The 19,377-nt window shown below is 71.7% G+C and carries 24 protein-coding genes; 20 read left to right on the forward strand and 4 right to left on the reverse strand.

Annotated elements, in window-relative coordinates; all coding sequences use genetic code 11:
• Positions 1 to 53 precede the first annotated feature (53 nt).
• The 6 genes from G9272_RS35880 to G9272_RS35905 all read left to right on the forward strand — a co-directional run bounded on the left by G9272_RS35880 (position 54) and on the right by G9272_RS35905 (position 6,294).
• Positions 54 to 887 carry a M55 family metallopeptidase gene (locus G9272_RS35880; protein ID WP_171402320.1) on the forward strand — a complete coding sequence of 278 codons (834 nt, stop codon included), beginning with the start codon at positions 54 to 56 and terminating at the stop codon, positions 885 to 887.
• 38 nt (positions 888 to 925) lie between these two features.
• On the forward strand, positions 926 to 2,230 hold the full coding sequence (locus G9272_RS35885) for a M20/M25/M40 family metallo-hydrolase (RefSeq protein ID WP_171400380.1): 1,305 nt from the start codon (positions 926 to 928) through the stop codon (positions 2,228 to 2,230).
• A gap of 16 nt (positions 2,231 to 2,246) precedes the next feature.
• A complete protein-coding gene (locus G9272_RS35890; protein WP_171400381.1) occupies positions 2,247 to 4,436 on the forward strand; it encodes a S9 family peptidase in 2,190 nt (729 codons plus the stop codon).
• Positions 4,433 to 5,356 (forward strand): S66 peptidase family protein, encoded by a 924-nt coding sequence (locus G9272_RS35895; RefSeq protein WP_171400382.1) that lies wholly within the window; start codon positions 4,433 to 4,435, stop codon positions 5,354 to 5,356. The genes G9272_RS35890 and G9272_RS35895 overlap by 4 nt, the downstream gene beginning before the upstream one ends.
• A gap of 117 nt (positions 5,357 to 5,473) precedes the next feature.
• Complete coding sequence (locus G9272_RS35900; protein WP_171400383.1) at positions 5,474 to 5,722, forward strand: LapA family protein; 249 nt, start codon at positions 5,474 to 5,476, stop codon at positions 5,720 to 5,722.
• 20 nt (positions 5,723 to 5,742) lie between these two features.
• Positions 5,743 to 6,294 carry a GNAT family N-acetyltransferase gene (locus G9272_RS35905; RefSeq protein WP_171400384.1) on the forward strand — a complete coding sequence of 184 codons (552 nt, stop codon included), beginning with the start codon at positions 5,743 to 5,745 and terminating at the stop codon, positions 6,292 to 6,294.
• Here G9272_RS35905 and G9272_RS35910 read toward each other — a convergent pair.
• Together G9272_RS35910 and G9272_RS35915 are read right to left on the reverse strand one after the other, a co-directional pair.
• Complete coding sequence (locus G9272_RS35910) at positions 6,266 to 6,613, reverse strand: DUF6204 family protein (RefSeq protein ID WP_171400385.1); 348 nt, start codon at positions 6,611 to 6,613, stop codon at positions 6,266 to 6,268. The two genes, G9272_RS35905 and G9272_RS35910, sit on opposite strands and share 29 nt — an antisense overlap.
• 86 nt (positions 6,614 to 6,699) lie before the next feature.
• Positions 6,700 to 7,050, reverse strand: a complete 351-nt coding sequence (locus G9272_RS35915) for a VOC family protein (RefSeq protein ID WP_171400386.1) — start codon at positions 7,048 to 7,050, stop codon at positions 6,700 to 6,702.
• A gap of 154 nt (positions 7,051 to 7,204) precedes the next feature.
• Between G9272_RS35915 and G9272_RS35920 the strand changes: the two genes are divergently transcribed.
• The 14 genes from G9272_RS35920 (at position 7,205) to G9272_RS35985 (ending at position 18,140) form a co-directional block, all read left to right on the forward strand.
• Entirely contained in the window at positions 7,205 to 7,705 is a 501-nt protein-coding gene (locus G9272_RS35920; protein ID WP_171400387.1) for a phage holin family protein, read from the forward strand.
• A 242-nt stretch (positions 7,706 to 7,947) separates the two neighbouring features.
• Positions 7,948 to 9,720, forward strand: a complete 1,773-nt coding sequence (locus tag G9272_RS35925; RefSeq protein WP_171400388.1) for an NAD(P)/FAD-dependent oxidoreductase — start codon at positions 7,948 to 7,950, stop codon at positions 9,718 to 9,720.
• 4 nt (positions 9,721 to 9,724) lie between these two features.
• Positions 9,725 to 11,581 (forward strand): transketolase, encoded by a 1,857-nt coding sequence (locus G9272_RS35930; protein ID WP_171400389.1) that lies wholly within the window; start codon positions 9,725 to 9,727, stop codon positions 11,579 to 11,581.
• On the forward strand, positions 11,578 to 12,510 hold the full coding sequence (gene ligD, locus G9272_RS35935; protein ID WP_171400390.1) for a non-homologous end-joining DNA ligase: 933 nt from the start codon (positions 11,578 to 11,580) through the stop codon (positions 12,508 to 12,510). The genes G9272_RS35930 and ligD overlap by 4 nt, the downstream gene beginning before the upstream one ends.
• A gap of 45 nt (positions 12,511 to 12,555) precedes the next feature.
• Entirely contained in the window at positions 12,556 to 12,984 is a 429-nt protein-coding gene (locus G9272_RS35940; protein ID WP_171400391.1) for a gas vesicle protein, read from the forward strand.
• 59 nt (positions 12,985 to 13,043) lie between these two features.
• Positions 13,044 to 13,478 (forward strand): gas vesicle structural protein GvpA, encoded by a 435-nt coding sequence (locus G9272_RS35945; protein WP_171400392.1) that lies wholly within the window; start codon positions 13,044 to 13,046, stop codon positions 13,476 to 13,478.
• Entirely contained in the window at positions 13,475 to 14,227 is a 753-nt protein-coding gene (locus G9272_RS35950; RefSeq protein ID WP_171400393.1) for a GvpL/GvpF family gas vesicle protein, read from the forward strand. Before G9272_RS35945 ends, G9272_RS35950 begins: the two co-directional genes overlap by 4 nt.
• 7 nt (positions 14,228 to 14,234) lie before the next feature.
• Positions 14,235 to 14,498: a gas vesicle protein GvpG gene (locus tag G9272_RS35955; RefSeq protein WP_171400394.1), complete on the forward strand. Its 264-nt coding sequence runs from the start codon at positions 14,235 to 14,237 to the stop codon at positions 14,496 to 14,498.
• Positions 14,495 to 15,229: a DNA primase gene (locus G9272_RS35960; protein WP_171400395.1), complete on the forward strand. Its 735-nt coding sequence runs from the start codon at positions 14,495 to 14,497 to the stop codon at positions 15,227 to 15,229. The genes G9272_RS35955 and G9272_RS35960 overlap by 4 nt, the downstream gene beginning before the upstream one ends.
• Entirely contained in the window at positions 15,226 to 16,434 is a 1,209-nt protein-coding gene (locus G9272_RS35965) for an SRPBCC family protein (protein WP_171400396.1), read from the forward strand. The genes G9272_RS35960 and G9272_RS35965 overlap by 4 nt, the downstream gene beginning before the upstream one ends.
• The gene (locus G9272_RS35970) at positions 16,431 to 16,907 is read left to right on the forward strand and encodes a gas vesicle protein (RefSeq protein ID WP_171400397.1); all 477 of its coding nucleotides are present in this window, start codon (positions 16,431 to 16,433) and stop codon (positions 16,905 to 16,907) included. The genes G9272_RS35965 and G9272_RS35970 overlap by 4 nt, the downstream gene beginning before the upstream one ends.
• Positions 16,904 to 17,674 carry a GvpL/GvpF family gas vesicle protein gene (locus tag G9272_RS35975; protein ID WP_171400398.1) on the forward strand — a complete coding sequence of 257 codons (771 nt, stop codon included), beginning with the start codon at positions 16,904 to 16,906 and terminating at the stop codon, positions 17,672 to 17,674. The genes G9272_RS35970 and G9272_RS35975 overlap by 4 nt, the downstream gene beginning before the upstream one ends.
• Positions 17,671 to 17,859 carry a gas vesicle protein gene (locus G9272_RS35980; protein WP_057602494.1) on the forward strand — a complete coding sequence of 63 codons (189 nt, stop codon included), beginning with the start codon at positions 17,671 to 17,673 and terminating at the stop codon, positions 17,857 to 17,859. Before G9272_RS35975 ends, G9272_RS35980 begins: the two co-directional genes overlap by 4 nt.
• A complete protein-coding gene (locus G9272_RS35985; RefSeq protein ID WP_171400399.1) occupies positions 17,856 to 18,140 on the forward strand; it encodes a gas vesicle protein K in 285 nt (94 codons plus the stop codon). Before G9272_RS35980 ends, G9272_RS35985 begins: the two co-directional genes overlap by 4 nt.
• A 44-nt stretch (positions 18,141 to 18,184) precedes the next feature.
• Here G9272_RS35985 and G9272_RS35990 read toward each other — a convergent pair whose 3' ends face one another.
• Both G9272_RS35990 and G9272_RS35995 read right to left on the reverse strand, forming a co-directional pair.
• Positions 18,185 to 18,355: a hypothetical protein gene (locus G9272_RS35990; protein WP_057602533.1), complete on the reverse strand. Its 171-nt coding sequence runs from the start codon at positions 18,353 to 18,355 to the stop codon at positions 18,185 to 18,187.
• A 178-nt stretch (positions 18,356 to 18,533) separates the two neighbouring features.
• Positions 18,534 to 19,355 carry a class I SAM-dependent methyltransferase gene (locus tag G9272_RS35995; RefSeq protein WP_171400400.1) on the reverse strand — a complete coding sequence of 274 codons (822 nt, stop codon included), beginning with the start codon at positions 19,353 to 19,355 and terminating at the stop codon, positions 18,534 to 18,536.
• Positions 19,356 to 19,377 lie beyond the last annotated feature (22 nt).

The following is a 19,377-nucleotide window of genomic DNA, read 5'->3' on the forward strand; positions in this document are numbered from 1 at the left end:
ACCGGGGCGTGGCCCGATAGGCTCGGGTCTCCTTGAGCGGACGGGGGCCGGACGTGAAGATCCTCATCAGCGCCGACATGGAGGGCGCCACCGGCGTCACCTGGCCGGCCGACGTGCTGCCGGGGGCACCGGAGTGGGAGCGGTGCCGGTCGATGTTCACCTCGGACGTCAACGCCGCCGTGCTCGGCTTCTTCGACGGCGGGGCGGACGAGGTCCTGATCAACGAGGCCCACTCGACGATGCGCAACCTGCTCCTCGAGCAGCTCGACGAGCGGGCGGAGATGCTCACCGGCCGGCACAAGTCCCTCTCCATGGTGGAGGGCGTCCAGCACGGGGACATCGACGGCATCGCCTTCGTCGGCTACCACGCGGGAGCCGGCATGGAGGGCGTCCTGGCCCACACCTACCTGGCCAACTCCCTCACCGGCGTCTGGCTGAACGACGTACGGGCCAGCGAGGGGCTGCTCAACGCGCACGTGGTCGCCGAGTACGGGGTGCCGGTCGTCCTCGTCACCGGTGACGACGTGGCCTGCGAGGACGCGCTCGGGTACGCGCCCGAGGCGTTGAAGGTCGCGGTGAAGGACCACGTCTCCCGGTACGCGGCCGTGTGCCGTACCCCGGCCCGCACGGCCGCCGACATCCGGGCGGCGGCGAAGGAGGCGACGCAGCTGGCGGTTCGTCAGGAACCGCTGAGCGGTGGGCCGTTCACAGTCGTCGTGGAGTTCGACGCCGAGCACCTCGCGATGGCGGCCACCGTCGTGCCCGGCGTCGCCCGTGCCGGCGAGCGGAAGATCGCGTACACCAGCGGCACCATGTACGAGGGCATCCGTACCTTCAAGGCGGTCACCACGATCGTCTCGGCCGCGATCGAGGAGCAGTATGGCTGAGGAGCAGCGCCGGGGGCCGGGGCAGGGGCGGGAGCGGCATGGCTGACGCGCAGGCGCGGGACGAGGTCGTCCGGTTCACCTCCGATCTCATCCGCATCGACACCACCAACCGCGGCGGCGGCGACTGCCGGGAACGGCCCGCCGCCGAGTACGCCGCCGCGCTGCTCGCCGAGGCGGGCATCGAGCCGACGCTCCTCGAACGCACCCCGGGGCGGACCAACGTCGTCGGGCGGATCGAGGGCACCGACCCGGCCGCGGACGCGCTGCTCGTCCACGGTCACCTGGACGTGGTGCCCGCGGAAGCCGCCGACTGGAGCGTCCACCCCTTCTCCGGGGAGGTGCGCGACGGGGTCGTGTGGGGGCGCGGTGCCGTCGACATGAAGAACATGGACGCGATGATCCTGGCCGTGCTGCGGGCCTGGGCCCGGCAGGGCGTCCGGCCCCGGCGCGACCTCGTCATCGCCTTCACCGCCGACGAGGAGGCCAGCGCCGAGGACGGCTCCGGGTTCCTCGCCGACCGGCATCCGGGACTGTTCGAGGGCTGCACCGAGGCCATCGGCGAATCCGGGGCGTTCACCTTCCACGACGGCGCGGGGCGCGAGATCTACCCCATCGCCGCGGGCGAGCGCGGCACCGGCTGGCTGAAGCTCACCGCACGCGGGCGCGCCGGACACGGCTCCAAGGTCAACCGGGAGAACGCGGTGACCCGCCTGGCCGCCGCCGTCACGCGTATCGGCGAGCACGAATGGCCCCTGCGGCTCACCCCGACCGTCCGTGCCGCCCTCACCGAACTCGCCGCGCTGTACGGCGTCGACGCCGACCTCCATGACGTGGACGGTCTGCTGGCGAAGCTCGGTCCGGCGGCCGCCCTGGTGGAGGCGACCGTCCGCAACAGCGCCAACCCGACCATGCTGGGCGCCGGTTACAAGGTCAACGTGATCCCCGGGGAGGCCGTCGCCTACGTCGACGGCCGCTATCTCCCGGGCGGCGAGGACGAGTTCCGCGCGACGCTCGACCAACTCACCGGCCCCGACGTCGACTGGGAGTTCCACCACCGCGAAGTCGCCCTCCAGGCACCCGTGGACGCCCCGCTCTACGCCCGTATGCGGTCCGCCGTCGAGGAGTTCGCGCCCGAGGGGCATGTGGTGCCGTACTGCATGTCCGGCGGTACGGACGCCAAGCAGTTCTCGCGGCTCGGCATCACCGGCTACGGCTTCGCACCGCTGAAGCTCCCGGAAGGCTTCGACTACCAGGCCCTCTTCCACGGCGTCGACGAACGGGTCCCGGTGGAGGCGCTGCACTTCGGCGTCCGGGTACTCGACCGGTTCCTGCGGACGGCCTAGGTAGACGGGGGAGAACGTGCAGGTCCTGCCGTACGGTTCCTGGCTCTCGCCCATCGACGCGGTCCTCGCGGCCACGCACGACGGGCGCCCCGAGTACGTCGGCTTCGTCGGCGACGAGGTGTGGTGGACCGCGCCCCGGCCGGCCGAGCACGGCCGCCGCACCCTCGTCCGGCGCCGGCCCGACGGCACGGAGGAGTCCGTACTGCCCGCCCCCTGGAACGTCCGCAGCCGGGTCGTCGAGTACGGCGGACAGCCGTGGGCCGGTGCCGTGCACGAAGGCCGGCTCCTCGTGGTGTTCGTGCACTTCGCCGACCAGCGGCTCTATGTGTACGAGCCCGGGTCCGCGCCGGGCGCCGGGCCGCGCCCGCTCACTCCCGTCTCGGCCGTGGGTGGCGGACTGCGTTGGGTGGAACCGCAGTTGCTGCTGGAGCGGGGTGAAGTGTGGTGCGTGCTGGAGGAGTTCACGGGCGAGGGGCCGACCGACCTGCGCCGGGTGCTGGCCGCGGTGCCGCTGGACGGCTCGGCCGCGGACGATCGCGCCGCCGTGCGCGAACTCACCGACGACCGCCGCCGGTTCGTCACCGGAGCCCGCCTCTCGTCCGACGGCCGCCGGGCCGCCTGGCTGGCCTGGGACCACCCGCTGATGCCGTGGGAGGGCACGGAGGTGATCGTCGCCGACGTCAGGGGCGACGGCACCCTGAGTGGCGCCCGGGTGGTGGCCGGCGGGCCGGGGGAGTCGATCGCCCAGGTCGACTGGATGCCGTCGACGAGATACGGGCGACAGCTGTTGGACGACGGTCGACGGTCTGCGGGTGACGGCGGACGGTCGACCGTCGTCGGAGAACCGTCGACTGTTGTCGGAGAACCGTCGACGATCGACGGAAGGCCGTCTACGGGCGACGGGCGACGGTCCACTCGCGACGGGCGACGGTCCACAGGCTACGGAGAACAGTCGGCGTACGACGGACGGCAGTCCGCAGAAGACTGCCTACTGTATACAAGCGACCGTAGCGGCTGGTGGAACCTGTACCGCGACCACCAGCCCCTCTGCCCCCGCGAGGAGGAGTTCGGCGGAGCCCTGTGGAAGCTCGGGCAGCGCTGGTTCGCGCCGCTGGAGAGCGGGCTCGTCGCCGTCGTGCACGGCCGGGGGGCCACCGTGCTCGGGATCCTCGACCCGGAGACCGGTGAGCTCGTCGACGCGGCCGGGCCGTGGACGGAGTTCGCGCCCACCCTCGCGGTGCAGGGGGAACGCGTCGTCGGCGTCGCGGCCAGTCCGCGCAGCGCGTACGAGGTGGTGGAGCTGGACGCCAGGACCGGCCGGGCCCGGGTGATCGGAGCCGCGCACGACGACGCGGTGGACCCGGCCTACTACCCCGAGCCCCGGATCCGTACGTTCACCGGCCCCGACGGTCGTGACATCCACGCGCACGTCTACCCGCCCCACCACCCCGGACAGGTCGCGCCCGGACATGAACTGCCGCCCTATGTCGTGTGGGCGCACGGCGGGCCCACCGACCGCGCGCCGCTCGTACTGGATCTGGAGATCGCCTACTTCACCTCCCGGGGCATCGGGGTCGCCGAGGTCGACTACGGCGGCTCGACCGGCTACGGGCGGGAGTACCGGGAGCGGCTGCGCGAGCAGTGGGGCGTGGTCGACGTCGAGGACTGCGCGGCCGTCGCCCTGGCGCTCGCCGACGAGGGCACCGCCGACCGGCGGCGGCTGGCCGTCCGGGGCGGCAGCGCGGGCGGCTGGACCGCCGCGGTCTCGCTGGCCGGCACCGATGTCTACGCCTGCGGCACGATCCGCTACCCCGTGCTGGACCTGGTGGGCTGGGCGTCGGGGGAGACCCACGACCTCGAGTCCCGCTACCCGGACAGCCTCGTCGGGCCCCTCGCACAGGTGCCCGCCCGATACGCGCAACGTTCGCCGATCGAGCACGCCGACCGGATCACCGTGCCGTTCCTGCTCCTCCAGGGGCTGGACGACGTGATCTGCCCGCCCGTCCAGTGCGAGCGGTTCCTGGCCCGACTGACCCGATCGGCCGGGCGGCCGGTGCCGCACGCGTATCTGGCGTTCGAGGGGGAGGGGCACGGGTTCCGGCGGGCGGCCACGATGGTGCGCGCCCTGGAGGCCGAGCTGTCGCTGTACGCTCAGGTGTTCGGGCTGCGCCCGCCCGGAATCCCGAGGTTGGAGCTTGTGCGGTGAAGGAACTCGTGCGGCCGTCCCGGCTCGCCCCCGGCGCCCGGGTCGTGGTCGTCGCGCCCAGCGGGCCGGTGGCGGAGGAGCGGCTGGAGGCCGGCCTCGACCTGTTGCGCGGCTGGGACCTCGACCCGGTGGTCGCCCCCCATGTGCTGGACCGGCACGACCGGCTGCCGCACCTCGCGGGCACCGACGCCGACCGGGCCGCCGACCTCCAGCGGGCCTGGTGCGATCCGGGCGTCGACGCCGTGCTGTGCGCACGCGGCGGCTACGGTGCCCAGCGGATCGTCGACCTGCTCGACTGGGACGCGATGCGGGCGGCCGGACCCAAGGTGTTCGTCGGCTTCAGCGACAGCACCACCCTGCACGAGGCGTTCGCCCTCCGGCTGGGCCTGGTCACGCTGTACGGGCCCGCGGCCGCGGGCATCGACTTCATCAAGAGCGCCCGCGGGCAGGAACACCTCAGGGCCACCCTGTTCGCCCCGGAGACCGTCCGCACGCTCGCCTCCACCGGTACGGCCATCGCTCCGGGCCGGGCGCGGGGCGTCACCCTGGGCGGCTGCCTCGCCCTGCTGGCCACGGGCTACGGCACCCCGCACACCCGGTCCGGCGCCCGCGGCGGGCTGCTGCTGATCGAGGACGTGGGGGAGCGGCCGTACAGCGTCGACCGGGCCCTCACCCAACTCCTGCGCACCGGTTGGCTGGACGGCGTCGCGGGTGTCGCGCTCGGCTCCTGGGAACGCTGCGGCCCCTACGAGGAGCTGCGCCCGGTCCTCGTGGACCGGCTCGGCGGCCTCGGCGTCCCGGTCGTCGAGGAGCTCGGGTTCGGTCACTGCGAGGGGGCGCTGACCGTGCCGTTCGGCGTGCCCGCCGTACTCGACGCGGACGCGGGCACGCTGACCCTCGACACCCCCGCCCTGTGCTGACCTCCCGGCCGTCCCACCGCTGACCTCCCGGCCGTCCCACCGCTGACCTCCCGGCCGTCTCACCCGGTGGGCGCGCCTCACCGTGCGTGAGCGCGGCGCAGCGATCACGCTGGGCGCATGAGCCCGAAGACCTCGAAGGCCTCCGAGAGCGGTGGCAGGAACGAAGCGCTGACGCCGGGCCGGATCGTCGTCCTGGCGCTCGCCGTCCTCACCCTGATCTTCATCTTCCAGAACACCCGTCCCACGAAGATCCGACTGCTGATCCCCGAGGTGACGGTGCCGCTGTGGACGGCGCTTCTGGCGATGTGGGTCATCGGCGTCCTGTGCGGCGCTTCCTTCGCGTACTTCAGGAAACGGCGCAGGTGACCTCGTCGTAGGCTGTCCCGATGCCGCACACCGCATCCCGTTACCTCGCCGAGGGCCCCCGCGTGGGCATACGCCACTTCACCTACGAGGACGGGCCGGAGTTCACCGCCCGCGCGCGGGAGAGCAAGGACCTGCACCACCCGTGGCTGTTCCCGCCGGCCACCGCCGACGCGTACACCGCCTACGCGGGCCGGCTGATCGAGGACCCGTCGAAGGCCGGCTTCCTCGTGTGCACCCTGGAGGACGGGGCGGTCGCCGGGTTCGTCAACATCAACAACATCGTCGAGGGAGGCTTCCAGTGCGGCGCACTGGGCTACGGCGCCTTCGCGCACGCGGCCGGGCGCGGGCTGATGCGCGAGGCACTCGACCTCGTGGTGGGCCACGCGTTCGGACCGATGCGGCTGCACCGGCTGGAGATCAACGCGCAGCCCGGCAACGTCGCCTCGATCGCCCTCGCCCGCGGCTGCGGCTTCCGCCGGGAGGGCTTCTCCCCGAAGATGATCTACATCGACGGAGAGTGGCGGGACCACGAGCGGTGGGCGATCACCGCCGAGATGCGGACTTGTAGTTGATCTTCATCGTGTCGAGGTCGGTGACCGTCGACCGCAGCCCGGTGAAGCCGTGGCCGAGCTCCCGCAGCGTCGCCTCGGCGCGCTCCTCGGCCAGCGCGCCCGCCATCTCCTCGCCGTCGGCCGCGTCCGACACCACCACGTAGCGCATCGAGAAGTGCTTCAGCTGCGACGGCTCGTACGACAGCGTGCCCTCCTCGGTGAACCGCATGCTCGTCAGACCGTGGTCGGCGGCCTCGGCGAGGAGGCGGGTCCTGCCCTCGTCGGTGAGGCCGTCCCAGGTTCCCCGGACGATCACCCGGTAGGTGTGCTGCTCACTCACTGCCGCTCCTTCGTGCCTGCCGTCGAACGCCCGACTCTACGTCCGCGACGACCCACCGCCCACGGAATTTCCCCGGGCCCGGCGCCTCACGACCCGCGCCGGTCGACGTACTCGTACACCGCTCCGTCCGGGTGCCGGGCGATCAGGTTGCGGCCCACCGGGGTCGGCACCGGGCCGGCGATGACGTCCGCGCCCAGCTCGGTGAGGGTCCGGTGGGCCTCGTCGACGTCCGCGACGGCGATCGTCGCGGCCACCTTGCGCAGCAGCTCCAGCTCGGCCGGAGGCCCGCTCATCAGCAGGAAGCAGCCGACCGCGGCCACTTGTACGCCGCCCCGCTCGAAGCGGAGCGCGCCGGTGCCCGCCAGCCGCTCGTAGAAGGAGACCGAGCTCTCCAGATCGTCGACACAGACACGCAGTGTGGCTCCCAGAATGTCCATGCGGACGAGCCTAGTTGGGGCGGCCGCGGTGAGGTGATCCCTTCGTCCGATCCCCGCCAGGCCTCTCCCCGGCCCTCTCCCCGGCCCTCTCCCCGTCGCTTCGGTGCACCGGTTCGTGGAGTTAAGCGTCCATGACAGCGGGTACCCGACGCCCATGGAGCGCATGGATCACCTGGAGCATCTGGACAAGCATCTGGTCGACGAGCTGGCGCAGGTGGCGCGCGAGACGATCCGCGAAGAGCTGCGCGAGCAGACCCGCAAGCAGCGCCGTACGGCCATGCTCTACGCGGCGTCCGGCGCCGTCGCCCTCTATGCGGGCGCGGCCGTCGCACTCGCGGTGGGGCTCGCCCTCGGCATCGGTCTGCCGGACTGGGCCGCGGCACTGATCACCGCCGCGATCCTCGCAGTCGTGGCGTACCTGCTGCGCGGCGCAGCCAAGCCGCACGCGTCGTCGCCGCCCACGGCCGGGCTCGAGGCCGCACCGGACAAGGGCCCCGGTCGGGTCATCGGCGGTACGCCGCCGGCCGGGCCGCCCGGTGGTACCGGGCTGGCGTACCCCCCGATGCCGCCGACCGCGCCCGGCGCCCGGGTGCCGGCACCGGGCGAGGCGCCGCGCGCCGACGACATCGATCCCGAGGGCCCGCACCGGGCCTGACAACGCGGTGCGCATCCGCCGAAGTGACGTACCCGCGTCACGTGTTCGGCATCCGGACGGCCCCGCGGCACCTGTTGCCGCGGGGCCGCCCGGTGCGTGCGGGCGTTCCCGGTTCCGCCGGGGCCTTCGCGTTCCGGACACCGGGCGCCCGGAGGGGACACCGGCGCACGTTTGGCGGCTCCTGCCAGGGGGACGCGGAAACCTTCGTACGACAACCGTCCGAACCCCTTCGGAGGCCCACCGTGATGCGTCCCCGCATCGTGATCGTCGGAGCCGGCTTCGCCGGGTACCGGACGGCCCGCACCCTGGCGCGGGCGGCCAGAGGCCGGGCCGACATCACTCTGCTCAACCCGACCGACTACTTCCTGTACCTGCCCCTGCTGCCCCAGGTGGCGGCGGGCATCCTCGAGCCGCGCCGGGTCACCGTCTCCCTGTCGGGGACCCTTCGTGAGGTGCGCCCGGTGCTCGGCGAGGCCGAACATGTCGACCTCGACGCGCGCACCGTCCACTACACGAATCCCGAAGGGGACAAGGGCACGCTCGGCTACGACCGGCTCGTGCTCGCCGCCGGCAGCGTCAACAAACTGCTGCCCATCCCCGGGGTCGCCGAGCACGCGCACGGGTTCCGCGGCCTGCCCGAAGCCCTCTACCTGCGCGATCACCTCACCCGGCAGGTGGAGTTGGCCTCATCCGGCGCCGACGCGGCCGAACGCACGGCGCGTTGTACGTTCGTCGTGGTCGGCGCGGGCTACACCGGTACCGAAGTCGCGGCGCAGGGGCAGCTGTTCACCGACGCCCTGATCCGCGACCACCCCCTGCGTCGGGGCATGCGGCCGCGCTGGCTGCTTCTCGACGTCGCGTCGCGCGTCCTGCCCGAACTGGACGAACGGCTCTCCCGCACTGCCGACCGGGTGCTGCGCGAACGGGGTGTCGAGGTGCGCATGGGAACCTCCGTCAAGGAGGCCACCCGCGACGGAGTCCTGCTGACCGACGGCGAGTTCGTCGACACCCGCACCCTGGCGTGGTGCGTGGGCGTACGGCCCGATCCCCTGGCGGAGTCGCTCGGGCTGCCCATGGAACGCGGGCGGCTGCTCGTCGAACCGACGCTTCAGGTGCCGGGCAGGCCCGAGGTGTTCGCGTGCGGCGACGCGGCCGCCGTACCGGATCTGGAGAGGCCCGGGGAGTACACGCCGATGACCGCGCAGCACGCGTGGCGGCAGGGCAAGGTGGCCGGGCAGAACGTCGCCGCCTCGCTCGGCGAGGGCGGCGGCAGGGCCGGGCTGCGGCCTTACCGGCACAAGGACATGGGGTTCGTCGTGGACCTGGGCGGGGTGCAGGCCGCCGCCAATCCGCTCGGCGTCCACCTGTCCGGCCCCGCGGCCGGCGCCGTCGCCCGTGGCTACCATCTCGCCGCCATGCCCGGCAATCGCGTGCGCGTCGCCGCCGACTGGCTGCTGGACGCCGTACTCCCGCGCCAGGACGTCCAGTTGGGCCTGGTCAGGTCCTGGTCGGTACCGCTGGACACGGCGTCACCGGAACTGGCACGGGTACCGGGAGACCACAAGCGCGAGTCGGCGGCTTCCGGCCCCGGCGCGGCCACCGAGGAGGACGTGAACGCCCCGGACGACGCGGACGGCACGGACGACAAGAACGCGTACGGCAAGAACGCGGACGACAGGAATGAGGGGAACGACGTGAAGGACGTGAAGGACGTGAAGGACGTGAACAAGGCGACCGGCGGGTCCGGCGAAAAGCACCCCTCCCCGGAGGACGACTCCCAGTCGATCACCTCGCCGACACCCGAGGTGGGACGGCATTCGGGCGGTGAGAGCGGCTCCCGTGTGGGGCAGTCGTCGCCGGAGGAGGGTTCCCAGTCGATCGACTCGCCGACGCCCGAGGTGGGGCGGCACGGCTCCGGACCGGCGACCGCGCGGAAGGACGGGACCGCCGGGAACGAGCCCGTCCCCAACCCCGTCGAGCGCGGCGACGCCCGCGACGCGAAAGGAGATCAGTAGCCAGATGGACACCGCCGAACTCACCGAACTCGGACAGCAGTTGCGGGTCGACAGTGTGCGTGCCGCCGCCGCGGCGGGGTCCGGGCATCCGACGTCCTCGATGTCGGCCGCGGACCTGATGGCCGTACTGCTCGCGAACCACTTCCGCTACGACTTCGACCGCCCGGCGCACCCGGGCAACGACCGCTTCGTCCTCTCGAAGGGCCATGCCTCCCCCCTGCTGTACTCGGCCTACAAGGCCGCCGGGGCCATCGACGACGAGGAGCTCCTGACCTTCCGCGAACTCGGCAGCCGGCTCGAGGGACACCCCACCCCGCAGCGGCTGCCGTGGGTCGAGACGGCCACCGGCTCGCTCGGCCAGGGCCTTCCGGTGGGCGTCGGCATCGCGCTGGCCGGGGAGCGGCTGGACCGCATCGGATACCGCGTATGGGTGCTGTGCGGGGACAGCGAGATCGCCGAGGGCTCGGTGTGGGAGGCCGCCGAGCACGCGGGCCACGAGCACCTCGACAACCTCACGGTGATCGTCGACGTCAACCGGCTCGGTCAGCGCGGCCCCACCCGGCACGGCCACGACCTCGGCGCCTACGCCCGCCGCTTCCAGGCCTTCGGCTGGCACACGATCGAGATCGACGGACACGACGTGGACGCCGTCGACCGCGCCTACGGCGAGGCGGCCTCCACCCTGGGGCAGCCCACCGCGATCCTCGCCCGCACCCTCAAGGGCAAGGGCGTCCGGTCCGTCGAGGACCGCGAGGGCCTGCACGGCAAGCCGCTGCCCGACGCCGACGAGGCGATCGAGGAACTGGGCGGCATCCGTGACCTGCGGGTCCACGTGCACGAGCCGACCGACGCCCGCATGCTGCACTCCGTCCCGACCGGGCCTCTCGTGCTGCCCCGCTGGGACGGGGAGGACCGCGAGAAGGGCGTGGCGACCCGGGACGCCTACGGCAAGGCCCTCGCCGCCCTCGGCTCCGCCCGCGAGGACATCGTCGCCCTCGACGGCGAGGTGAGCGACTCCACCCGCGCCGAGGCCTTCGCCAAGGAGCACCCCGACCGGTTCTTCGAGTGCTACATCGCCGAACAGCAGCTCGTCGCCGCCGCGGTAGGCCTCGCGACGCGCGGCTGGGTGCCGTACGCCTCGACGTTCGCGGCCTTCCTGACCCGGGCCCACGACTTCGTCCGGATGGCCGCGGTCAGCGGGGCCGGCATCAATCTCGTCGGCTCGCACGCGGGGGTAGCCATCGGACAGGACGGGCCCTCGCAGATGGGCCTGGAGGATCTGGCGATGTTCCGGGCCGTGCACGGCTCGACCGTGCTGTACCCCTGCGACCCCCACCAGACCGCCCGGCTCGTCACCGCCATGGCCGGCCTGGACGGCGTCCGCTATCTGCGCACCTCACGCGGCGCCGACCCGGTGCTCTACGGGCCGGACGAGGAGTTCCCCGTCGGCGGCAGCAAGGTGCTGCGCTCCTCCGACCGGGACCGGCTGACGATCGTCGCGGCCGGCGTCACCGTGCACGAGGCGCTGAAGGCCGCCGAGGCGCTCGACGGCGAGGGCATCGCGGTCCGGGTGATCGACCTGTACTCGGTCAAGCCCGTCGACCGGGCCACGCTGCGGCGGGCCGCCGAGGAGACCGGCCTGCTGCTGAGCGTGGAGGACCACCACGAGCAGGGCGGCCTCGGGGACGCGGTCCTCGACGCCTTCCTCGACGGGCGGCCGGTGCCCCGGCTGGTGCGGCTCGCCGTCCGGACGATGCCCGGCTCGGCGAGCCCGGCCGAGCAGCTGCACGCCGCGGGCATCGACGCCGAGTCGATCGCCGCGTCCGCCCGGCTGCTGGTGGAGCAGGCGATCGCGCCGTGAGCGGTGACGACGTACGGAAGGTGCGGGTGGGCCGCCGTAGCGTCGAGGTCCACCGGCCGGACAAGGTGCTCTTCCCGGGCGGCGAGGAGGCGAAGAGTTACACGAAGGGCGACCTCGTCGCGTACTACCGGTCGGTCGCCGCGTTCATGGTTCCGCAGCTGCGCGGCCGTCCGCTGATGCTGGAACGGCATCCGGACGGGATCGACGGGCCCCGCTTCATGCAGAAGAACACCCCCGAGCACTATCCGGAGTGGATCACGCGGGCCGAGGTGGCCAAGGAGGACGGCACCGTCCGCCACACGGTCTGCGACGACTCCGCCACCCTCGCCCACCTCGCCGACCAGGCGTGTCTCACCCTGCACCGCTGGCTGTCGCGGGTCGGCCGGGTCGACCGTCCGGACCTGATGGTCTTCGACCTCGACCCGGCCGACGGCTCCGGCTTCGCCGCCGTCCGGGAGGCCGCCGAATGGCTCGGCGAGCTCCTCGATCAGCTGCGGCTGCCTTCGGCCCTGATGACGACGGGCTCGCGCGGACTGCACGTCGTGGTCCCGGTCGACGGGCACGAGGACTTCGACGCGGTGCGCGGATTCGCCCGGGACGCCGCCGAGCTGCTCGTCGCGGAGCACCCCGACCGGCTGACCACGGCCGCCCGCAAGAAGGACCGCGGCGACCGGCTCTACCTGGACGTGCAGCGCAACGGCTACGCGCAGACCGCCGTCGCCCCCTTCGCGGTCCGCGCGCTGCCCGGGGCGCCCGTCGCCACGCCCCTCACCTGGGAGCAGCTGCACGATCCGGAGCTCGGCCCGCGGCGCTGGACCATCGCCGACGCCGCCGAGCAGGCCCACGCCCGGCCCTGGTCGGCGCTGACGGGCCGCGGACGCGCCCTGGGCCCGGCCCGGCGCCGGCTCGACGCACTCCGGGCCACGTGAAGGTTTGGCCAAGAGCCTTTGGGCCACCCGGAAGAAGAGGTGGCCATGGTGAACACAAAAAGCACATCACAGTCACATACATCACGCACTTCACATAACACACGCGAATCACCTGAATCACGCAATTCTCAAAGTTCACGGACTCCGGAGACTTCGGGGACTTCGACGAGCAGGGAAGGAAAGGACGACGTGGCGGACGACCGGCCGAGCCCCATGGAGGTGCTGCGCCACGCCTGCTCCCAGCTCGGAGAGCTGACCGGCATGGCGGTCGAGGGCGCCTCGTCCTTCGCGCAGACGGAGGGCGGCTGGCAGTTGGAGGTCGAGGTCATGGAGCTCGAGAGGGTGCCCGACACGATGAGCCTGATGGCGACCTACCAGGTGGAGCTCGACCAGGAGGGCGGGCTCACCGGCTACCGGCGCGTTCGTCGTTACGAACGCGGACGGGCCGATTCGCAGAGGTCCGGCGGCCGGTAGGCCGCTCGGCGAAAGAGAACGTCCCGACAACATTCACGAGGCAAGGAGGTGCGGTCGGCATGACCGTAGTCCCGGCACAGCAGTCCGGTGGCGGAGGCGGCTCCAGCGGTCTTTACGACGTGCTGGAGCTCGTCCTCGACAGGGGTCTCGTCATCGACGCGTTCATACGGGTCTCCCTGGTCGGTATCGAGATCCTCAAGATCGACGTACGGGTCGTGGTGGCCAGCGTCGACACCTATCTGCGCTTCGCCGAGGCGTGCAACCGGCTGGACCTGGAGGCGGGGCCGCGCAAGAGCCCGGGCCTGCCCGACCTGGTCGGCGAGATCACCGAGTCCGGCGCGCGCGGCAAGTCCAAGGGCGCGCTGTCCGGCGCCGCGGAGACCATCTCCGACGCCTTCAAGCAGTCCCGTGACGAGGGCTCGCCGCAGGAGCGGGAGTCCAGGCCGCGGGCGCGCAAGAGCACCACCGCGCGCAGGAAGGAGGAGCAGGAGTGAGCACGTACGTGTACGGCATTGTCGCGAGCTCGCACGCCGACCTTCCGGACGCCCTGGCCGGCGTCGGCGATCCTCCCCTGCCGGTGCGCGTCCTGAAGGAGGGCACACTGGCGGCGATCGTCAGCGACGCCCCCGACGGGCTGCGGCCCAAGCGCAGGGAGCTGCTCGCCCACCAGACCGTGCTCGCCGAGGCGGGCGCCGACGGCTGTGTGCTGCCCATGCGGTTCGGCAGTGTCGCCCCCGACGACAGTTCCGTCACCGGGGTCCTCGCCGAGCGCGCCGAGCACTACGAGGAGCGCCTGCGGGCCCTCGAAGGCAGGGTCGAGTACAACATCAAGGCCTCGCACGTGGAGGAGGCCGTCCTGCATCAGGTGATGGCCGAGAGTCCCGAACTGCGCGGCCTCGCGGAGGCCAACCGGCAGTCGGGCGGCGGCAGTTACGACCAGAAGATCCAGCTCGGCGAGATGGTGGCCGCCGCGGTCAAGGCCAAGGAGGCCGAGGACGCTGCCGAGGTGCAGCAGAGCCTCCAGCCGCTGGCCGCGGCCACCAGCGTGGGCCCCGAGTCCACGGGCTGGCTGGTCAACGTCTCGTTCCTGGTGGACCGCGACTCGGCGGCCCGGTTCCTGGAGGCCGCGGAGGACCTGCGCAAGGGCCGTCCGCACCTCGAACTGCGTGTCAACGGGCCGCTGCCGCCGTACAGCTTCGTCGAGCCGGGTCCGGCCGCACCGGCGGGCACCAGCACGGAGTAGGTGTGCCATGGGACTCATCTCAGAGGTGCTGCTGCTGCCGTTCGCCCCGGTGCGCGGCAGCGGCTGGGTGATCGAACAGGTGGTCCGGGAGGCCGAGCGGATCTACTACGACCCCGCCACGGTCCGGACCGAACTCGCGCGTCTGGAAGAGCGGTTGGACGCCGGCGAGATCACGGAGGAGGAGTTCGACGAGCAGGAGGACGAACTCCTGGACCGGCTGGAGAGCGCGACGCGCAGAAGCGCGGGAACGGACAACGGGTGGACAGGATGAACCGAACGGCATTGGGCCTCGCGGTCGGGGCCGGGTATCTCCTCGGACGTACCAAGAAGCTGAAACTGGCTTTCGCCGTCGGCTCCTTGGTGGCCGGCAAGCGGATGAACCTGACCCCCAAGGGCATCGCGGACCTGGTCTCCCAGCAGCTGCGGGACAACCCGCAGTTCAAGGAGATCGGGGACCAGCTGCGCCAGGACCTGCGAGGGGTCGGCAAGGCCGCCTCCGGCGCCATGGTCGAGCGGCAGATCGACGCCCTCGCGGACCGGCTGCACGGCCGCACCGCCGAGGTGCGCGACCAGCTCGAGGGCATCGTGCCCGGCGAGGACGCGGACGACGAGGCGGAAGACGAGGCGGACGAGGAGTACGAGGAGCCGCAGGACGCCGAGGAGGAGGACGAGGAGCCGCAGGACGCTGCTGCGGACGAGGAGGACGAGGAGGACGAGGAGCCGCAGGACGCTGCTGCGGACGACGAGGACGAGGAAGAAGAGGAAGAAGAGGAACCGCCGAGGAAGACGGCGGCGAAGAAGGCGCCGGCGAAGAAGGCGCCGGCGAAGAAGACGGCCAAGAAGGCCCCCGCGAAGAAGGCGCCCGCCAAGAAGGCCCCGGCCCGCACGCCGGCCGCGAAGAAGACCGCGTCGGCCGGGAAGACGGGCACGAGAACCGCAGCGAAGACCGCCTCGGGTACCGCATCCCGGGCCCGGCGGCCGAAGGGAGGCGGTGACCGATGACCGAGACCCTCGGATCCGCCAAGTCCGCGACGTCCGCGGCTGACACCGCCGGCAAGGCGGCAGGCGGCAACCCGCTCTCCGGCATCGCTCACAGCGAGGCCGCCGACCGGCTCAAGGAAGAGGTACAGGAGTACCTCGCCGCGCAGGCCACGCGCCTGCTGTCCGGCGTCGGCCACAAGCTCGGCGACACCACGGCCAAACTCAACGACATCGCCGAGGGCAACAGTCCGGGCTTCGCCAAACTCGCCCTCGAGGGCGGCAAGAAGGTCGCCGAGGGCAAGGGACCGCTGCGCACCGCGCTGGAGCTCGGCGCCTCGCGGGCCAAGGACAAGGTGACCGGCGCGTTCAAGAGCCTCGGCGGCAAGGGCGGCAAGGGCAAGAAGAGCGCGGGCAAGAAGCCGACCGTGATCATGGAGACGATCGACGTCGGCGTGCCGCTGCGCACCGCCTACGACCAGTGGACGCAGTACCAGGACTTCAGCACCTTCGCCAAGGGCGTCAAGAGCGCGAACCGCGCCGACGACACCACCAGCGACTGGCAGGCGAAGGTCTTCTGGTCCAACCGCAGCTGGAAGGCGAAGACCACCGAACAGGTGCCGGACGACCGGATCGCCTGGACGTCGGAGGGCGCCAAGGGCACGACGAAGGGCGTCGTCTCCTTCCACGAGCTCGGCGAGAACCTCACCCGGATCCTGCTGATCATCGAGTACTACCCGACGGGTCTGTTCGAGAAGACCGGCAACATCTGGCGCGCCCAGGGCCGCCGCGCCCGCCTCGACCTGAAGAACTTCGCCCGCTTCATCACTATCAAGGGGGAGGCGGAGGACAGCTGGCGCGGTGAGATCCGCGACGGCGAGGTCGTCACCTCCCACGAGGACGCGGTCGCCCAGGAGGACGAGGAGAACGAGGAGAACGAGGAGAACGGCGAGCCCGAGGAGGGCGCCGAGGCGCGGGATGCCGAGGACACCGCCCCGGAGGACGATGAGGAGTACGAGGACGAGGGCCCGTACGCCGAGGACGAGGAAGTCGAGGACGAGGAAGCGGAGCCCGAGGGCGAGTACGAGGAGGAGGACGAAGCCGAGGAGGGCGAGCCGGCGGCCGCCGAGGACGAGTACGAGGAGTACGACGAGGAGGAGCCCGAGGAGGAGCCCGAGGAGGAGCCCCGGGCCGAGGACGCGCGAGGCAAGGGCAGGACCCGGCGATGAGCATGCCGAGCCGGATGCCGGAGCCGTACGGCCAGAGCGGCGGAGCCAACCTCGCCGACATCCTGGAACGCGTCCTCGACAAGGGCATCGTCATCGCGGGCGACATCCGGATCAACCTGCTCGACATCGAACTGCTCACCATCAAGCTCCGCCTCATCGTCGCCTCCGTCGACAAGGCCAAGGAGATGGGCATCGACTGGTGGGAGGACGACCCGGCTCTTTCCTCCGGCGCCCGCCGCAACGAACTGTCGCGTGAGAACGCCGAGTTGCGAGAGCGGCTGGCCCGGCTGGAGGAACTGGAGCTGAGCCGCGCCCCGAAGGAGACCCGTGCCCTGAAGGAGGGCCGTGCTGCCCCGAGGGAGAGCCGCTCCCCGAGGGAGACCCGCGCCCCGAGGGCGGGCCGTGCACCGAAGGAGGGCCGCACCCCGAGTGAGGGCCGTGCCCCGAAGGACGTCCGAGAGGAGTCACCATGACCGGACTGCGTTACGTGTACGCCGTCTGCCACCCCCTCGGCGCGCCCCTCCAGACCGCCCTGTCGGGGGTGGCGGGCGATCCGCCCAGACTGCTCACCCACCGCGGCCTGATCGCCGTGGTCAGCCATGTTCCGGAGCGGGACTTCGCCGAGGAGCCGCTCCGCCGCCGTCTGGAGGACCTGGACTGGCTGACGGAGACCGCCCGCGCCCATCAGCAGGTGATCGACGCCCTCACGGCCGTCACCACCCCGCTGCCGCTCCGGCTCGCCACGGTGTTCCGGGACGACAGTGGCGTCCGCGTGATGATGGAGGAGCGCGAGGAGGACTTCCGGCGCGTCCTCGACCGGCTCGCGGGGCGGGTCGAGTGGGGGGTGAAGGTGTATGTCGAGCCCGAGGCGCAGGCCGAGCAGGCGGTGACGAAGCCCGCCTCGGGCCGGGACTACCTGATGCAGCGGCGCACGAAGGCCCGGGCCCACGACGACACCTGGCAGCGTGCCGAGCGGTTCGCCGGAAGTCTCCACGAGAAGTTGTCCGCGCATGCCGACGACGCCCGCCTCCATCCGCCGCAGAACTCCGCCCTTTCCAAGGCGTCCGGACAGAATGTGCTGAACGCCGCCTATCTCGTTCCGCGCGCGGAGTCCGAGGAATTCGTGGAAATGGTGGACCGCACCAAGGGGGAGGAATCCGGAATGCGTGTGGAACTCACGGGGCCATGGGCGGCCTATTCCTTCGTGGAGTCCGCCGGTGAGCCGAGGGAGGACGCATGACAGTGGTGGAGCGCCGTGAGGTCGCCCTCGTCGACCTGCTCGACCGGCTGCTGGCCGGCGGGGTCGTCATCACGGGCGACATCACGCTGCGCATCGCGGACGTCGACCTCGTCCGCATCGACCTCAACGCGCTGATCAGCTCGGTCAACGAGCAAGTACCGTCGCCATGGGGGGAGTCGCTGTGACCGAACGCCGAAACCATCTCGACCTCGAGCCCGACACCGTCGAGCGAGATCTGGTGAAACTCGTCCTGACCGTCGTGGAGCTGCTGCGCCAGCTGATGGAACGGCAGGCGCTGCGCCGCTTCGACACGGGCGATCTGGACGAGGAGCAGGAGGAGCGGATCGGGCTCACCCTGATGTTGCTCGACGACCGCATGACCGAGTTGCGCGAACGCTACGGACTGCGGCCCGAGGACCTGAATCTGGACCTCGGGCCGTTGGGACCGCTGCTTCCCCGGGAGTGAGTCGCTCACACCCGGGGAAGCCGGTGTTGCTTCGCCGCCTCAGTTCACCACCGGTACCAGCGACCCCTGCCTCCCGCGGAAGTGGTTCCGCGAGCCAGGAATCCGAGCAGCCAGAGGACGAGAACCGCGAGTGCGATCCACCAGAGCAACTTCACCGCGAATCCGGCGCCGAAAAGAATCAGCACCAGCAGCAGAACCAGCAGAACGGGAACCATAGTGTCAACCTCCTGCAATGCGGGTTTCCCGGATTCCAGGAATCATTCGCGCTTCATTTTCGAGTCGTCCGCGAATCGTCCGCGAGTTGTCCGCAGATCCTTCGTGCGTGCGCAAATTCGTGATGCGTGCGTTATGCGTGCGTGATTGACGCGTGATTCCGCGTGATGCGTCCGTGGATCAGATGGCCTTTCGGCACAGGATCTCCGCGTGCAGGACGCTGAACCAGCCGTCCTCCCGCCGCCCCCACTCCCGCCAGGCCTCCGACACCTCGCGCAGTTCCTCCGCCGTGGCGTGCCCGCCCTGCGTGGCGCGCTCCGCGTACGCCGAGGCCACCGTGCGGTCGGCCCACAGGCCGCTCCACCAGGCCCGCTCCTCGGCGGTGCTGAAGGTCCAGGTGGCGGAGGTCGCCGTGATGTCGGTGAACCCCGCGGTCAGCGCCCAGGACTTCAGCCGGCGCCCGGCGTCCGGTTCGCCGCCGTTGGCCCGGGCCACCCGGCGGTACAGGTCCAGCCAGTCGTCCATCCCGGACGAGGCGGGGTGCCAGGTCATCGCCGCGTAGTCCGAGTCGCGGACCGCGACGTAGCCGCCCGGCTTCGTCACCCGCAGCATCTCGCGCAGCGCCTGCACCGGGTCGCCCACGTGCTGGAGCACCTGGTGGGCGTGGACGACGCAGAAGGTGTCGTCCGGGTAGGCCAGGGCGTGCACGTCGGCGACCGCGAAGTCGATGTTGGTCAGACCCCGCTCGGCGGCCGTGGCCCGTGCCTGCTCCAGGATCCCCGGCGCGTGGTCGACGCCGGTGACGTGTCCGTCGGGGACCAGGGCGGCCAGGTCGGCGGTGATGGTGCCCGGACCGCAGCCGATGTCCAGGATCTTCATGTGGGGCTTCAGTGAACCGAGCAGGTAGGCCGCGGAGTTGGCGGCGGTCCGCCAGGTGTGCGAACGCAGCACCGACTCGTGGTGTCCGTGCGTGTAGACGGCCGTCTCCTGCGCTTTCGGCATGGCTCTACCCCTTCTCGACGAA

Source organism: Streptomyces asoensis, from assembly GCF_013085465.1.
GTDB lineage: Bacteria > Actinomycetota > Actinomycetes > Streptomycetales > Streptomycetaceae > Streptomyces > Streptomyces cacaoi_A.

Bases quoted from the DNA above. Each gene is read 5' to 3' on its own strand.
- G9272_RS35885 (WP_171400380.1), top strand. From the start codon at position 926: ATGGCTGACGCGCAGGCGCGGGACGAGGTCGTCCGGTTCACCTCCGAT.
- G9272_RS35900 (WP_171400383.1), top strand. From the start codon at position 5,474: ATGAGCCCGAAGACCTCGAAGGCCTCCGAGAGCGGTGGCAGGAACGAA.
- G9272_RS35905 (WP_171400384.1), top strand. From the start codon at position 5,743: ATGCCGCACACCGCATCCCGTTACCTCGCCGAGGGCCCCCGCGTGGGC.
- G9272_RS35915 (WP_171400386.1), bottom strand. From the start codon at position 7,050: ATGGACATTCTGGGAGCCACACTGCGTGTCTGTGTCGACGATCTGGAG.
- G9272_RS35920 (WP_171400387.1), top strand. From the start codon at position 7,205: ATGGAGCGCATGGATCACCTGGAGCATCTGGACAAGCATCTGGTCGAC.
- G9272_RS35930 (WP_171400389.1), top strand. From the start codon at position 9,725: ATGGACACCGCCGAACTCACCGAACTCGGACAGCAGTTGCGGGTCGAC.
- G9272_RS35940 (WP_171400391.1), top strand. From the start codon at position 12,556: ATGGTGAACACAAAAAGCACATCACAGTCACATACATCACGCACTTCA.
- G9272_RS35945 (WP_171400392.1), top strand. From the start codon at position 13,044: ATGACCGTAGTCCCGGCACAGCAGTCCGGTGGCGGAGGCGGCTCCAGC.
- G9272_RS35955 (WP_171400394.1), top strand. From the start codon at position 14,235: ATGGGACTCATCTCAGAGGTGCTGCTGCTGCCGTTCGCCCCGGTGCGC.
- G9272_RS35960 (WP_171400395.1), top strand. From the start codon at position 14,495: ATGAACCGAACGGCATTGGGCCTCGCGGTCGGGGCCGGGTATCTCCTC.
- G9272_RS35965 (WP_171400396.1), top strand. From the start codon at position 15,226: ATGACCGAGACCCTCGGATCCGCCAAGTCCGCGACGTCCGCGGCTGAC.
- G9272_RS35970 (WP_171400397.1), top strand. From the start codon at position 16,431: ATGAGCATGCCGAGCCGGATGCCGGAGCCGTACGGCCAGAGCGGCGGA.
- G9272_RS35975 (WP_171400398.1), top strand. From the start codon at position 16,904: ATGACCGGACTGCGTTACGTGTACGCCGTCTGCCACCCCCTCGGCGCG.
- G9272_RS35980 (WP_057602494.1), top strand. From the start codon at position 17,671: ATGACAGTGGTGGAGCGCCGTGAGGTCGCCCTCGTCGACCTGCTCGAC.
- G9272_RS35990 (WP_057602533.1), bottom strand. From the start codon at position 18,355: ATGGTTCCCGTTCTGCTGGTTCTGCTGCTGGTGCTGATTCTTTTCGGC.
- G9272_RS35995 (WP_171400400.1), bottom strand. From the start codon at position 19,355: ATGCCGAAAGCGCAGGAGACGGCCGTCTACACGCACGGACACCACGAG.